This is a genomic window from Bradyrhizobium sp. NP1 (genome assembly GCF_030378205.1).
In the GTDB taxonomy this organism is placed as follows: domain Bacteria; phylum Pseudomonadota; class Alphaproteobacteria; order Rhizobiales; family Xanthobacteraceae; genus Bradyrhizobium.
Window position 1 is genome coordinate 924914 of the sequence record NZ_CP127385.1, and the last position, 14557, is coordinate 939470.

Consider the following 14557-nt stretch of genomic DNA (forward strand, 5'->3'; position numbering starts at 1 on the left):
GATGCGGATGACGGCGAGAGCATGGCTGAATGGCAGGGCCTCCGGCATCGCCGTGGCTTTGCTGCTGCTGCCCGCAGTGGTGCTCGCCCAGGATGCGTCTCAAAAAGCCGCCACGCAGCCGGCCGCATCGGCAAAAGTTTCCTGGCAAATGACCACCGAATACCCGCAGTCCAATATTTCCGGCGTCGGGCTCACCACCTTCGCAAGGCTCGTCGCGGCGCGGACCGACGGCTTCGTCACGGTGACGGCATCGTTCGACAACGCGCTAAAGATCTCCTCCGGCGAGATGCTGCGCGCCACGGAGACGGGGCGGATCAGCGGCGGCGATGCCTTTGCCGGGCCGCTGGAGGCCTCCGACCCGATCTTCGGCCTCGCGTCGCTACCCTTCGTCGTGCAGTCGGTCGAGGCGGCGCGCACGGTCAATGCGAAAGCGCGTCCGCTCTACGAAAAGGCGCTCGCCGCGCACGGCTCGAAACTTCTCTACATGACGATCTGGCCGTCGACCGGCCTGTGGTCGGAGCGCGCGCTCGTCAGCACCGATGATCTCCGTACCCTGGCGGTGAGGACCTATGACTACAATTCGGCCGAGGTGATGCGCGCGGCCGGCGCGCGCGCCGACTATCTGCCGTTCAACGACGCGATCGCCAAGGTCAGGGATCATCAGCTCAACGCGATCCTCACCTCGGGCGACGGTGGCGCGGGACGCAAGCTCTGGGACTATCTCAGGCATTTCACGCCGATCAACTACGCGGTCCCGATCTCGCTCGCCTTCATCAGGACCGACGCGTTCCAGGCGCTGCCGAACGACGTCCAGGCCGAGGTCATGGCCGCGGCGGCGGAGACGGAGAAAAGCCAGTTCGATCTGCTGGCCAACCGCACGGCGGAGAATTACGCGCAGATGCGCGCGAACGGCGTAACCATTGCCGACTCGGTGCCGTCGTCGATCGCAACCGCGCTTCGCGAGGCCGCTCACGCCCCGGTCGACGCCTGGAAGGCCAAAGTGGGCGCGGAAGCCGCCGCCATCGTGGATGGGGCAGGGCGGCACTAGTGTGGTGGTTCGGAAGTTCGCTTCGTTAGTTCGCCTAGGAGGTTGCCGCGAAACGATGCGAACTTCGGGTCCGGGACACTAGCGCGCGCACCCCTAAATCGAGCTTGATTGCTGCTCGACGTCCGATATGCGCCGATAGCGGACCCCATTCGGCACCGCAGCAAAACGACGCTGAGGGCCAAATCCGGACTTCCGGGGGAGTAGACTTTCAATGCGAGCTGCCAACGGGACGTGCTGAAGTCTCCCGAATTGCAATGGCGGCGGGTGCCGACGGCGGGCGAGCATTCCGGAATTCAATCGAAATCGATTTGCTGGTTCGACGCGCACCCGAAAGGAGGACCACGCGTCGCAATCCTGCCGACCATGACGGCGGCACCGATCACGTCGGCGGGGCGCTTCTCGCCTTTAGGGCCTCGGGGCATGTCTACTTACCTTCCGCCATCGCATTATAGACCTTCAGCACCGCCTCACTGAGGCTCATGAAGGGCTGCCCCTCACAAACCTTCTTGACCTCTGCGACAATGCCGTCACCATCGGTGCGCGACCCGACCATACGGTTCTGGGTGTTGTGGATATTAAGGCCTGTCCAATTGCCGTATATCCAAGCTTCACCTTCGCCGCTCGTTGCGGGGGATGACTGCCAATAGGAACAGCTCTTCAGCCCAATGCCAATAATATAGGTCGGGGCGCCCTCGGCTGAGGCCAAGCAACCAGGGTAGCAAGTCAGGCAAACGCCTGCAATTAAGGACAACCTAATCATCTCCCAAGAATGATGCTTAGGTGAAGGTCCCATGACTAATACCCGAATAAAGATAGCCGAACGCGCCACCAAGCCGTCACGCCCAAAATGAATTGAGTCGGGAGGCGAATGTGAGTCCAAAAATTGAAGCGCATGGGGCAAGCCAAGGACGCCGCTATGGTGCCGAAATGCCATCGTATTGACGCTTGCTACTATCGAAGTTCTCTTCCGCGGCACGATCTATGAACGGCCAAAATCAACGGCAAATCAAAAACCGGCTGAGTGAGGCGGTCGCCGCGAGCGGGACCCGGACGGTGGAGCTCAAGTAATGCTCAGAGGCGCAAAAGGGTGAGAAGCGGCCTGTTGATGGCGGCCAATGTCGCATATGGGTCATTCGCTATAGGGCGACCCGGCTGCAAGTTCAGCCATGTCCGCTGTGACGCCGAAACCGGAGGTCAATCCGAATTTGGCTGCGCGCTAATGAGGCCCACACGACTCGACGCCGTCCGTTCAAGCGCGAAGCGTCCGAAATCGAGGCAATCGCGTCGTTTCGGAAGGCGCGCGGATGTGCGAGTCTTGGCTTGCCGTGCTTTGAGTCCGTTTAGGGAGCGAGGCCATCCATTGGCACGAAGCCCGCCCCTCGCAACGCACCCGGCGATGCCGATGATCGAGGGCGCCGGCGATCAACGCAGCGCGATCCTGGCGTCCCCACCGACGCCCTTGAGCTCTGCGCAGCTGGAAGTATCATGAGCCGTTGCTCGTTGATTTGCCTTTGTGGCAAGGAGGCCGAGGCATGAGGATAATCACCGCAGCGTTCGCTCTCGGAACGGCCCTGGTGCTGTCTAACCTGGGGACGTTTGGTTCCGCAGCCCATGCGCAGGAAGCCCAACCACGGCAGAGGCTTGTCGTCAGGGTGCCTGTCGTAAGGCCAACTCCTTGGGATTATTATATTGTTCCGCGATATCGTTATCGCCCTGAGGACGACCGGGTCGATCCGTGCGGCCCGCCCGTCGTCCCGGTGATACGCTATGGGGCTCAAGAGGCAACGGTCCCGTTGTGGTTGAGTGAGGCTTTGGGTCTTGGTCGTATCCACGGTGTGTCCTGGCCATGCGCAGGGCCAATGCGCCATTGAGCAGAAGATTTCAGCTTGTCGCCACAAGCCGAAACTGGTGTGCGCGCGCTGGAACGGTTTGACAGAACCGCGGTCTAACGCATGATCCGGAAAAGTGTGTAGCGGTTTTCCGAAAAGATCATGTGCAAACAAAGAGCTAAAGCGCGATGACGATTCATCCCAATCTCATCGCGCTTTGGTGACGCAAGCCGTTTTCGTGATCGTGGCCGAAACTCACATCAGGTGGGGGCCGGTGCCCTCTGCTGCCTCCAGCACGGCCGCTCGCCATTCGCGTTTGACCGGAAGAATTGGCGGCATTGGCGCTACGTTCGGCTCTGCGGTCGGCGCCGCGACGGACTCGATGTTTTCGGTTCGAGACGCTCTACGCATGAACAGATTGTAGATCATCCATTGCGCGCGATTCCGCTTGCCGCGGAAAGGAAAACGGCTAGCGATCGACGGCGTTGAATAAAATCCCGCATAGGCGCTGTCCTGACCGACGCGAAGCTCGTCCGCCAACATTCCGCCCGGGCGATACACCACGTGGCCCTGATCGTACATCGTCCAGTCGAATGAAACGATGCGACCGGCCTTCTTCATCTCGTACCAGGTCAGCGTTCCCGGATACGGTGTCAGCACCGAATAGGCACAGGCGTCGTATTTGGCCGCAATGTTGAACTTCACGGTATCGTCAAAGACAGAAGTATTGTCGCCATCAAACCCGAACATGAACAAGCCGAACACCATTATTCCGTATGAATGAATCTTCTCCACCAGGGCCAGGAAATTTTCGGGGTGATTGACATGCTTGTGCACGCTTTTCAGCGTGTCGCGCGAGATCGATTCGAATCCGATGCTCAGCATCGTGCAGCCGCTCTCGGCGGCGAGCTCGAGCATGCGGTCATCATAGGCAAGCTTCGAGGTAACGCCGGCCTGCCATCGAATGCCGCGCCCCTTCAAGGCTCGCATAACTTCTTTTGGACGTTCGGGGGTACCAAAGAAGTCGGCATCGTTCACGGAGATGGTGCGCGCGCCACAGTTCTCCATTTCATGGATAACTTCATCGACCGGACGGTATCGAAACTTGAGTCCATTCATCAGCGGCTCAGCACAGAATGTGCAGCCTTGATGGCAGCCGCGTGAAGTCTGGACAAAAGTGCGGTTCACGTAACGGCTTTTCTTTAGCAGATCGTAACGTGGCATCTTCAAGCCAACCATCGGATGCAGCTTGTCGGACTTGTAGGTCCCACGCATCGTACCCTGCTCCAGATCGTCGAGCAGTTTGTCGATCACGAGTTCGACCTCCCCGATCACAACCGCATCCGCATGCTGTAGAGCCTCTTTGGGCATGAAGCTGGGATGTACGCCTCCCATCGCCACCGGTACGCCCTTGGCGCGGAACCGATCTGCGATTTGATATCCACGATTGACGTAGCTGGTCATCGCGGAAATTCCGACGAGATCGACTTTCAGATCGAAGTCGATCTCTTCGATGTTCTCGTCCGTGAGCACCACCTGATACTGGTCTTTTGGAATGCAGGCGGCGACGGCCAGCAGACCAGCAAGAGGAGAATATAGCGCTCGATTGAAATAGATCGGGCGCGTCGTTAGCGAGTCGGTCTTCGGATTGATGAGGTGGATGAGGCGAGTACGCACTGGAACCTCCTGCTGCACGATCCGATCCTTGGCACCACGCGCGGCGATTCAGGTGAGGTGCTACCCGACCTCCACCACCAACTAAACGCAGTGCCGGGAGTCCATCTTCGCATTCCTCGAAAGCGAGTACGTCCTTGGCATTCCAGGTTCGATACTCAAGCCTGAAAACAAGAAAGGTTCCAGAACAATTCCCCAAAAACATGATGGGAGCGGCCGTTTCGGGCGTTGCGCGCCTGGGTTCGGTCGCTCCCGGCGCATGCCGGCACTGGTGAGCCGAATGGCCCGTCAAGGGCTGTCGGCTAGCAAGGTCGCACGCGCGCCAGGCACGTCTTCGAAGGCTCCAAGATACTTCGTTGCCTGCGGATCACCTTCCAGCAACCCCATAAGAACGCCTATTTGTGGCTTGAAAGCAGCGGAATGGCAGCCGTTCGCCACCCGGCGACCTGGACAAACTATTCGATCACCTCGTCAGCGAACGCGAGCAAAGTCGCCGAAACCTTTGATGCAGAGCACTTTTGCGGCCCTCTGATTGATCGCGATCTTGAATTTGGTGGGCCATAACGGGCAGACCGGCCGGCTTTTCGCCGTTCAGAATCCGGCCGGCGTAGATACCTACTTGACGATATCCGTCCAAACATCAGCCACCATTGCGCCCGATTGTCCCAAGCTCGGGGTGCTGGTCGAGCCGACACCCTGTCGGCGCATACAGCACCTGGTGCAAAGTCCCGAACCCGCGCTCACTTTGGGTTGGTTGATCTGAGTTATGTGCCGCTAATAGCAAGGTTGCGCCATGCTGAAACACTTGCTCAATAGTGTTATTGGTCACGTTGCCGGTCTCAGCGATGCGCAACTTGAACAAATTGAGCAGTCATTGCCGGCGACCAAGGCGCTGATCGAGCTTCTCAGTAAGGCACATCCGATCATCGAACAGGCACAAACGCTCTATAACGAAGCGCAGCCACTGATCGAGCAAGCCGGGAAAGAGTGGCAAACGGTCGGCCCTGCCGCGCAAATCCTGATTGATGTGATCTCACATCATCTCAACAAAGGCAGTTCGACGGCGGAGGCCACGGAGGCAGTGCGCGCGGCGCTCGGCGGGTCAATAGAGAACGTCGCACGCGATCGTGGGATGGACCGAGCAATGAACCGCGTGACCGTGTTTGGGGGCACTGGCTTTGTTGGTCGTCGCATCGTGCGCCAGTTGAGCGGCTCCGCCGTTACGGTGCGCGCAGCATCACGGCGTCCCGCGGGGGTCGAGGGCGATAACGTGGAACACTTCGTCGCCGATGCGCATGACGAGCGCTCGGTAGAGGCCGCTGTTGCCGGTGCCGACGGCGTCGTCAACGCGATCAGCCTATACGTCGAGCATCGAGGCGACACATTTCACTCGGTGCACGTCGAAGCGGCCGCCAGCATCGCTAGGGTGGCGCGGCGGGCCGGGATCAAACGGTTTGTGCACCTATCAGGAATAGGCGCCGACGCGGCCTCGCCCTCGCCCTATATTCGCAGTCGCGGCCAAGGAGAAGCAGCCGTGCAAGCCGCATTCCCTGGCGCAGTCGTTATCCGCTCGGCGGTAATGTTCGCGCCGGACGACGCCTTTCTCACGACAATTCTTGGGCTGCTTCGAACCTTGCCGGCTTATCCGCTATTCGGCGACGGCAGAACGAGGCTTCAGCCGGTGTATGTGGGCGACGTCGCCGCAGCGATCGCAAAAGTCCTGCAGCAAACACAGAGACCCTATCCTATCTACGAATTGGGTGGTCCCCGCGTTTACTCATACGAGGAGTTGCTGCGGACGATTGCGCGTGCCGCAGGATTACGGCCGATGCTGGTGCGAATACCCTTTGCTTTCTGGAATGCCGTCGCTGGTTTCGCTGAGATCCTGCCGCACCCGCCGCTCACGCGCAATCAGGTCGAGCTTATGCAGATCGACACAACGGCCTCGGACAACCGGCCGGGATTTGGCCTGCTCGGAATTTCACCGCGATCGCTCGAACAAGAACTCGAAGCGATGCTCAAGCATACGAACGAGGAAACTCAAAACGCAAAAGAGGTTCGCGCCAAGCAGAGGTGATGAGACTTCGGTGCCGCGACACCCGCGACAGTATCAACGATGTGCCGGAACTCGCCGGTAAGCCACCGCGGTTATGGCCGGTTTGGGTCATTCGCTGCAGGAGCAAGCCAGCGGCAAGTTCAGCTATGTCCGCTGCGACGCCGAAAGCGGAGGTCCATGAATTTGGCTGCGCGCTAATGAGGTCCACACTGCTCGCCGCCGTCCCTTTAGGCACAAAAACGTCCGAAATCGAGGCCAATGCGCCGTTTCGAAGCGCCCGCGGATATGCGAGTCTCGCGCAGGCAAGTCCGGAGGCGGATCGACATGGCGGATTCATCGCGCACGGCTCTCATCGTCGTGGATGTGCAGCGCGCGTTCGACGAGTGGGAGGCGGCCGGAAAGCGTCGCAACAATCCCGATGCGGTGATGCGGATCGCCGATCTGCTCGGGGCGTTCAGGCATCGTGCCGCGCCGATCTTCCACATCCGTCATGAAGGCACCAAGCCGAACTCGTCCTTTTTGCCCGACCGCAGCGGCTATGCGGTCAGGGACGAGGCCCGCGAGCGCGCAGGCGAACCCGTCATCGTCAAACGGGTCAACAGCGCCTTCATCGGCACCGATCTCGAGGCGCGGCTGCGCGCGGCCGATATCACGCGGCTCGTGATCTGCGGCGCCACCACCAATCACTGCGTCGAGACCACGACGCGGATGGCCGGCAATCTCGGCTTCGACGCGCGTCTCGTGCGCGACGCCACCTGGACTTTCGACCGTATCGGCCCCGACGGTGACGCGCATGCGGCCGAGGCCATCCACGCCATGACGCTCGCGAACCTCAACGGCGAGTTCGCCACCATCGTGACGTCGGCGGAGGCGATCGCGGCGCTTGCCGGCTAGCGCGCACGCACGTAAACGCGCTCGCCGCTTGCCGGATGAAACCAGACCACAAGCGTCTCGCCGGAGGTCGGATCGACGAAGCGCTCGTCGGTCTTGACCCATTCCGGCCCCGGCGGAGCATCGAGTGGCGTGCGCTTGTAGCCGCCCTTCCGGAACAGGAGCCAGATCAATACGACGAATGCAATGCCGCCGAGCCAGATGGCGAGCCCGGTCATGCCACAGGCTCAATCACCGCGGCTGTGCCATAGGCCACGATCTCGCTCATCGTGTTGCCGATCTCGGCGCTGTCGAAGCGCATCATCAGGATGGCATTGGCGCCCATGGCGCTGGCGTTCTGCACCAGCCGATCCAGCGCATGGCGGCGCGCTTCCTCCAGCATCTGGGTATATTCGTGTATCTCGCCTCCCACGATCGAGCGAAGCCCTGCCACGAGGTTACCGCCGATTCCTCTGCTGCGGACGACCACGCCGAAGCATTGCCCCAGCATCCGGATCGTTCGGTGCCCGGTCACGTTCTCCGTTGTTACCACGATCAATTGCGCCTCCCGCTCAGATTGATTTCTCGTTTGGTATAACCCTAGCTCAAGACCGTTCGATGCGGGTAGGACCCGCGCGTCCCCGTCTGATCAGTGGGCCGATCAATTTGATTTTGACATGGCGCTGATCTTGCCATCTCGAATTGCGGCTAAATCACATGCGCCGAAAAACCAATTTCGCGAGGCGATTCAACGTGATTTGGGTCGTCCAGTCCTTGCGCGAAAAATATTCCGCTTGGTTTGTCGGGCAAATCAGTGGCTTCAATCGGCGCGTCCCGCCTCCGCCAGGAGGGGCGTTTCGCGATCGTCACGAACGTTGGGTGCGGGATGCGATGGACGCGATGATGCCACGAGACGAACGGCATCACGCGGACGGCGAAGTCGTGTGGTCCTGATCCCCCGACGCTGGGATCAAGTTTGTGAAACGACAATTCGCAAATGACGGTGGCAAGAAAGCCCGGTCACCGGGGAGAGCACGAAGGAAACCGTTAAAACCACTCGCGCAGGGGATGCCGGTGATTGCGGCTGTACCTGTGGTGACTAACTCGTGTGCTTTTCTTTGCTGCACGCGAGGCTGCGGGTGCGCCAAGACACCCGGCATTCCCTGCGCCCTCCGTTTTCGAGGACGCGATGTGAGGCAAAACCCGGACGCGATCCGCCGCGGGAATGTGCAGTCATATCTCACGGTCATGCCCGGCGCATGCGGGGCATCCAGTACGCCGCGGCCACTCACGGACGTCTCTGGAATACTGGGTCGCCCGGTCGAGCCGGGCGACGACAGCTGCGAGGAAGCCAGAACAAGCCCTTTCCCCTCGATGGCAAAACGCTCTATGGTGCCGCCCTTGGGCTCCGTTGCGTCGGAGCAAAGAGATCAATCAAATCAAGGGCTTGGATCGTTGGCCGGCCTTTGGAGGGCGGCTTGGCGCGGTATGTTTCCACACGGGGCGAGGCTCCGGAACTCTCGTTCTGCGACGTGATGCTGACCGGGCTCGCGCGCGACGGCGGCCTTTACGTGCCGCAGGCCTGGCCGAAGCTTGCGCCCGAAACCATCGCCGGCTTCTTCGGCCGGCCGTACTGGGAGGTCGCGGTCGACATCATCAGGCCCTTCGTCGGTGGCGAGATTTCCGACGCCGATCTCGGACGCATGGCGAACGAGGCCTATGCCACCTTCCGCCATCCCGCCGTTGTGCCGCTGCGCCAGGTCGGCCCGCACCAGTTCCTGCTCGAGCTGTTTCATGGGCCGACGCTCGCCTTCAAGGACGTGGCGATGCAGCTGTTGTCGCGCCTGATGGACCACGTGCTGGAAAAGCGCGGCGAGCGCACCACCATCGTGGTCGCAACCTCGGGCGACACCGGCGGCGCCGCGGTGGAAGCCTTCGCGGGCCTTTCCAATGTCGACCTCATCGTGCTGTTCCCGCATGGACGCATCTCCGACGTGCAGCGGCGGATGATGACGACGACGGCCGCCGGCAATGTCCACGCGCTCGCGATCGAAGGCACCTTCGACGACTGCCAGGCGATCGTGAAGGCAATGTTCAATCACCACGCCTTCCGCGACGAGGTTTCACTGTCCGGCGTCAACTCCATCAACTGGGCGCGCATTGTCGCGCAAGTGGTCTATTACTTCACCTCCGCAGTCGCGCTCGGCGCGCCGGCCCGTCCGGTCGACTTCACCGTGCCGACGGGCAATTTCGGCGACATCTTCGCCGGCTATGTCGCCAAGCGCATGGGCCTGGCCGTGCGCTGGCTGCGCATCGCGGCCAACGTCAACGACATCCTGCCGCGCACGCTGAAGACCGGCATCTACGAGGTGCGCGAGGTGCACGCGACCACCTCGCCCTCGATGGACATCCAGGTCTCCTCGAATTTCGAGCGCCTGCTGTTCGAGGCGTCAGGCCGCGACGCCGCCGCGATCCGCCGGCTGATGGGATCGTTGAAGCAGTCCGGCCGCTTCGTGCTGCCGGATGCGATGCTGGCTGCGATCCGCGAGGAGTTCGATGCCGGCCGCGCCGACGAGACCGAGACGGCGGCCGCGATCCGTGCCGCCTGGCGCGAGGCCGGCGATCTCGTCGATCCGCACACGGCGGTCGCGCTTGCGGTCGCCGACCGCGACTACCCGGATTCGAGGATCCCCAACATCGTGCTGTCGACTGCGCATGCCGCCAAATTCCCCGATGCGGTGGAAGCCGCCTGCGGCGTGCGGCCGCCGCTGCCGGCGTGGCTCGACGGGCTGATGACCAGGCAGGAACAGCTCACAGTGATGAAGAACGACCAGGGCGAGGTCGAGCGCTACGTCAAATCGGTCAGTCGGGCTGCGAAGCAGGCCAAGCAGGGAGTTGCCGGATGAGCGTCGAAATCACGAAGCTGCCGTCCGGACTCACGATCGTCACCGACACCATGCCGCATCTGGAAACCGCCTCGCTCGGGGTGTGGACCGGCGTCGGCGGCCGCGACGAGAAGCCGAACGAGCACGGCATCTCGCACCTCCTGGAGCACATGGCATTCAAGGGCACGGCCAACCGCTCGTCACGCGAGATCGTCGAGGAGATCGAGGCGGTCGGCGGCGACCTCAATGCCGGCACCTCGACCGAGACCACCGCCTATTATGCGCGGGTGCTGAAGGCGGACGTGCCGCTCGCGCTCGACGTGCTCTCCGACATCCTCGCCAACCCCTCCTTCGTGCCCGACGAGCTCGAGCGCGAGAAGAACGTCATCGTGCAGGAGATTGGCGCTGCGCAGGACACGCCCGACGACGTGGTGTTCGAGCATCTCAACGAGCTCTGCTATCCCGACCAGCCGATGGGCCGTTCGCTGCTCGGCACGCCGAAGACCTTGAAGCGGTTCGACCGCGACATGCTGCGCGGCTATCTCGCCATGCATTACCGCGGGCCCGAGATGGTGGTGGCGGCGGCCGGCGCCGTCGACCACAGGCGCGTGGTCGAGGAGGCGGCGCAGCGCTTTTCGAGCTTCGACGCGCAGCCGGCGCCGAAGCCGCAGGCGGCCCGGTTCGGCAAGGGCGGCTCGCGCGTGGTGCATCGCGAGCTCGAGCAGGCGCATCTGACGCTGGCGCTGGAGGGCGTGCCGCAGACCGACCCGTCGCTGTTCTCGCTGCAGGTGTTCACCAACACGCTCGGCGGCGGCATGTCCTCGCGGCTGTTCCAGGAGGTGCGCGAGAAGCGCGGCCTGTGCTACTCGATCTATGCGTTTCACGCGCCCTACACCGACACCGGCTTCTTCGGCCTCTACACCGGCACCGATCCGGCGGACGCGCCCGAGATGATGGAAGTCGTGGTCGACGTCATCAATGATGCCGTGGAGACCCTCACCGAGGCCGAGATCGCGCGCGCCAAGGCGCAGATGAAGGCGGGGCTGTTGATGGCGCTGGAAAGCTGCTCGTCGCGGGCCGAACAGCTCGCGCGCCATGTGCTCGCCTATGGAAGGCCGCAGACGGTGGAGGAACTGGTGGCGCGGATCGACGCGGTGAGCGTCGAATCGACGCGCAGCGCGGCGCGCGCGCTTTTGGCCCGCAGCCATCCCGCGGTGGTCGCACTCGGCAGCGGAAGAGGGCTGGACACCGCGGTCGCTTTTGCGGAAGGATTGACGCGGCCGACCGTCAGGTCGCGGTTGCATTAGGATGTCGCGGTTGTACTAGGATCGCGGCAAGGAGCCCCGGGGAGCATCTCATGGCCCTGTTTCGTTTGCCATCCGCTGGCCCCGCCGCGCTCGCGCCGCGCGGCAACGGCCTGCTGCTGCGCTCTCCATTGATGTCCGACTACCTGCAATGGGCGCATTTGCGGGATTCGAGCCGCGACTACCTGACGCCGTGGGAGCCGATCTGGCCGTCGGACGATCTCACCCGCTCCGGGTTCCGGCGCCGGCTGCGCCGCTATGCCGAGGACATCGCCGCCGACCGCTCCTATCCGTTCATCATCTTCCGCGAGGCCGACGGGGTCATGATCGGCGGCATCACGCTCGCCAATGTCCGTCGCGGCATCGTGCAGGCCGGCACCATCGGCTACTGGATCGGCGAGCCGCATGCCAGCCGCGGCTACATGACCGCGGCGCTGCGGGTGCTGCTGCCGACCCTGTTCGGCGAGCTCAATTTGCATCGCATCGAGGCGGCCTGCATCCCCTCCAATTCGCCCTCGATCCGGGTGCTGGAGAAATGCGGTTTCACGCGTGAGGGGCTGGCGCGGCGCTATCTCTGCATCAATGGCGTCTGGCAGGACCACCTGCTGTTTGGCCTGCTGCACGAGGATTTTCGCGGCTGATGAACACAGGAAGATGCCTTGTCTGGTGTCTTGCCAAGGGGCTCTTTGGCAAGGGGCTCTTTGGCAAGGGGCTTGCCGGCGCCTTGGGTTCGCCGTCATCGGCCTGTTATAAGGCCGGGAACTGGCGGTCGGCTTGAGCAGGTCAAGGACGATGGGTGACAAGGCGCATATGAAAATCGTGGGCGTAGCCGCCCTCTCGCTGGCGTTGGCGGGCGGCCTCGCGGCCCCTCCGGCGGCGGCGCAGTCGCTCACCGACCGTTTCAAGAGCCTGTTCGGCGGCAAGTCGGACGAGCCGCCGCCGCAGGCGCCGGCGGTTTCGTCCGAGCCGCAGGCGGAAGACAACTGCCCGCCGGTCTCGATCCGCGCCGGCGCCTCGACCTATGCGGTGGGCGCGCAGGGCAAGGCCGCGGTCGGCAACGACTTGCGCTACCAGGCCTCGATCGCCAAGACCGCGCGCGACTGCACCAAGGCCAATGGCGAGATTACCGCCCGAATCGGCATCCAGGGCCGGGTCATTGCCGGGCCGGCCGGCGCGCCGGCCTCGGTCGAGATCCCCCTGCGCGTCGCCGTGGTGCAGGGCGGCGTGACGGAGAAGGTGATCGCCACCAAGGCCTACCGCACCACGGTCGAGATGTCGGAGGACGGCAGCGTGCCGTTCACGATGGTGATCGACGATCTGGTCTATCCCGCCCCGGCGGGCGCGGTTGCCGATTCCTACATCTTCTATCTCGGCTTCGACCCGCAGGCGCTGGCGCCCGAGCCCAAGGCCAAGCCCTCGAAAAAGAAGAAGCCGTGAGGCTGTCGCGGCTTTGCCGGCGCCGCCGGCGGCCATGAAAAAAACCCGGCGCGGAAGCCTGCGCCGGGTTTTTTGGAGAGGGAGTCGGCCCTGGTCGAGCTTCTCAGTTCAGCTTGGCCTTGACCTCGTCGATGCCCCTGGCAAGCAGCTTGTCGGCCACCTCGCCTTTCACCGACTGCGACAGGATGGTGGAAGCGGCCTGGATCGCCGCCTCCGCCGCCGCGGCGCGGACATCGGCGAGCGCCTGGGCCTCGGCCAGCGCGATCTTGCCCTCGGCGGTCTTGGTGCGGCGGGCGACGAAGTCTTCCATCCGCGCCTTGGCCTCCGTGGCGATGCGCTCGGCATCGGCCCTGGCGTTGGTGATGATGTCCTGCGCTTCGCGCTCGGCGCTGGCGCGCCGGTCCTTGTACTCGGCGAGCAGCTTGGCGGCCTCTTCCTTTATCCGCTTCGCGTCGTCGAGCTCGGCCTTGATCCGCGCGCTGCGATGATCGAGCGCGGTCAGCATCGTGCGATGGACACCGAGATAGGCGAACACGCCCATCAGGATGACGAATGCAACCGCAACCCAAAACTCCGGCTCGGCGAACATCAGACCTGTCCCTTCAAGGAAGCGTCGACCGCCGCGTCGACGGACTTGCCGTCCGGCGCGATCCCGACCAGCCGCTGCACGATCGTGCCGGCGGCGTCGGCGGCGATGCCGCGGACATTGCTCATTGCCGCGCTGCGGGTCGCCGCGATGGATTTCTCGGCGTCCGCAAGCTTGGCCGCGAGCTTCTGTTCCAGCGACTTGCGCTCGGCTTCGGCGGCCGCGTTGAGCTTTTCACGGGTCTCGCTGCCGATGGCCTGCGCCCGCGAGCGCGCCGCGGCGAGCTCGCTTTCATAGGCCTTCAGCGCTGCGTCGGACTCGTCCTTCAGCTTCTGCGCCTGCGCGAGGTCGCCGTCGATCGCGTTTTGGCGCGCATCGATGATGCCGCCGACCCGCGGCAACGCGATCCGCGAGACGATCAGATAGAGCGCGACAAAGGCGACCGCCAGCGACACCAGCTGGGAGGCGAAGGTGGACGAATCGAACGGCGGAAATCCGCCGCCGTGGCCACCATCGGCCTCGGTGTGGGCGCCCGTCTTCGGGCCCTTTGCTGCGCCATGACTCTCAGCCATGGGTTTCTCCTGTTGCTGTCAGGCGCGCCGCCTCGGCTCGAGGCGGCGCGAAGGGGCAGCTCAGAGCGGAACGAACAGCAGGAGCAGCGCGATCAGCAGCGAGAAGATGCCGAGCGCTTCGGTCACGGCGAAGCCGAAGATCAGGTTGCCGAACTGACCCTGCGCGGCGGACGGATTGCGTACCGCCGCGGCAAGGTAGTTGCCGAAAATGACGCCCACGCCGACGCCCGCACCGCCCATGCCGATGCACGCGATGCCCGCGCCGATAAGTTTTGCTGCTGCCGGTTCCATTTTAG

At 63.1% G+C, this 14557-nt stretch carries 14 protein-coding genes; 7 read left to right on the top strand and 7 right to left on the bottom strand.

The window, feature by feature from the left end; all coding sequences use genetic code 11:
• Positions 1-7 precede the first annotated feature (7 nt).
• Positions 8-1048, top strand: a complete 1041-nt coding sequence (locus tag QOU61_RS04340; protein WP_289656904.1) for a TRAP transporter substrate-binding protein — start codon at positions 8-10, stop codon at positions 1046-1048.
• 424 nt (positions 1049-1472) lie between these two features.
• On the opposite strand, the gene QOU61_RS04345 is transcribed toward QOU61_RS04340, so the two are convergent.
• Positions 1473-1799, bottom strand: a complete 327-nt coding sequence (locus QOU61_RS04345; RefSeq protein ID WP_289656905.1) for a hypothetical protein — start codon at positions 1797-1799, stop codon at positions 1473-1475.
• Between the two features lie 1333 nt (positions 1800-3132).
• Positions 3133-4554 (bottom strand): B12-binding domain-containing radical SAM protein, encoded by a 1422-nt coding sequence (locus tag QOU61_RS04350; RefSeq protein WP_289656906.1) that lies wholly within the window; start codon positions 4552-4554, stop codon positions 3133-3135.
• Positions 4555-5344: 790 nt separating this feature from the next.
• On the opposite strand from QOU61_RS04350, the gene QOU61_RS04355 reads away from it, so the two are divergent.
• Positions 5345-6628, top strand: a complete 1284-nt coding sequence (locus tag QOU61_RS04355) for a complex I NDUFA9 subunit family protein (RefSeq protein WP_289656907.1) — start codon at positions 5345-5347, stop codon at positions 6626-6628.
• A 303-nt stretch (positions 6629-6931) separates the two neighbouring features.
• Complete coding sequence (locus QOU61_RS04360; protein WP_289656908.1) at positions 6932-7501, top strand: cysteine hydrolase family protein; 570 nt, start codon at positions 6932-6934, stop codon at positions 7499-7501.
• Here the strand turns inward: QOU61_RS04360 and QOU61_RS04365 are convergent.
• Both QOU61_RS04365 and QOU61_RS04370 read right to left on the bottom strand, forming a co-directional pair.
• Entirely contained in the window at positions 7498-7716 is a 219-nt protein-coding gene (locus QOU61_RS04365; protein ID WP_289656909.1) for a hypothetical protein, read from the bottom strand. The two genes, QOU61_RS04360 and QOU61_RS04365, sit on opposite strands and share 4 nt — an antisense overlap.
• Positions 7713-8036 (bottom strand): heavy metal-binding domain-containing protein, encoded by a 324-nt coding sequence (locus QOU61_RS04370; RefSeq protein WP_289656910.1) that lies wholly within the window; start codon positions 8034-8036, stop codon positions 7713-7715. Before QOU61_RS04370 ends, QOU61_RS04365 begins: the two co-directional genes overlap by 4 nt.
• A 919-nt stretch (positions 8037-8955) precedes the next feature.
• Between QOU61_RS04370 and thrC the strand changes: the two genes are divergently transcribed.
• From thrC to QOU61_RS04390, 4 genes are all read left to right on the top strand, one after another.
• Entirely contained in the window at positions 8956-10383 is a 1428-nt protein-coding gene (thrC, locus tag QOU61_RS04375; RefSeq protein ID WP_289656911.1) for a threonine synthase, read from the top strand.
• Positions 10380-11669, top strand: a complete 1290-nt coding sequence (locus tag QOU61_RS04380) for a M16 family metallopeptidase (protein WP_289656912.1) — start codon at positions 10380-10382, stop codon at positions 11667-11669. The genes thrC and QOU61_RS04380 overlap by 4 nt, the downstream gene beginning before the upstream one ends.
• A 50-nt stretch (positions 11670-11719) precedes the next feature.
• Complete coding sequence (locus tag QOU61_RS04385; protein ID WP_289656913.1) at positions 11720-12307, top strand: GNAT family N-acetyltransferase; 588 nt, start codon at positions 11720-11722, stop codon at positions 12305-12307.
• Between the two features lie 169 nt (positions 12308-12476).
• Complete coding sequence (locus QOU61_RS04390; RefSeq protein ID WP_289656914.1) at positions 12477-13103, top strand: hypothetical protein; 627 nt, start codon at positions 12477-12479, stop codon at positions 13101-13103.
• A gap of 103 nt (positions 13104-13206) precedes the next feature.
• On the opposite strand, the gene QOU61_RS04395 is transcribed toward QOU61_RS04390, so the two are convergent.
• From QOU61_RS04395 to QOU61_RS04405, 3 genes are read right to left on the bottom strand one after another with little or no spacing between them, the layout of a single operon-like run.
• Positions 13207-13692: a F0F1 ATP synthase subunit B family protein gene (locus QOU61_RS04395; protein ID WP_289656915.1), complete on the bottom strand. Its 486-nt coding sequence runs from the start codon at positions 13690-13692 to the stop codon at positions 13207-13209.
• Positions 13692-14261, bottom strand: a complete 570-nt coding sequence (locus QOU61_RS04400; protein ID WP_289656916.1) for a F0F1 ATP synthase subunit B — start codon at positions 14259-14261, stop codon at positions 13692-13694. The genes QOU61_RS04395 and QOU61_RS04400 overlap by 1 nt, the downstream gene beginning before the upstream one ends.
• Positions 14262-14321: 60 nt before the next feature.
• Positions 14322-14552 (bottom strand): F0F1 ATP synthase subunit C, encoded by a 231-nt coding sequence (locus tag QOU61_RS04405; RefSeq protein ID WP_027537362.1) that lies wholly within the window; start codon positions 14550-14552, stop codon positions 14322-14324.
• Between the last annotated feature and the right edge of the window lie 5 nt (positions 14553-14557).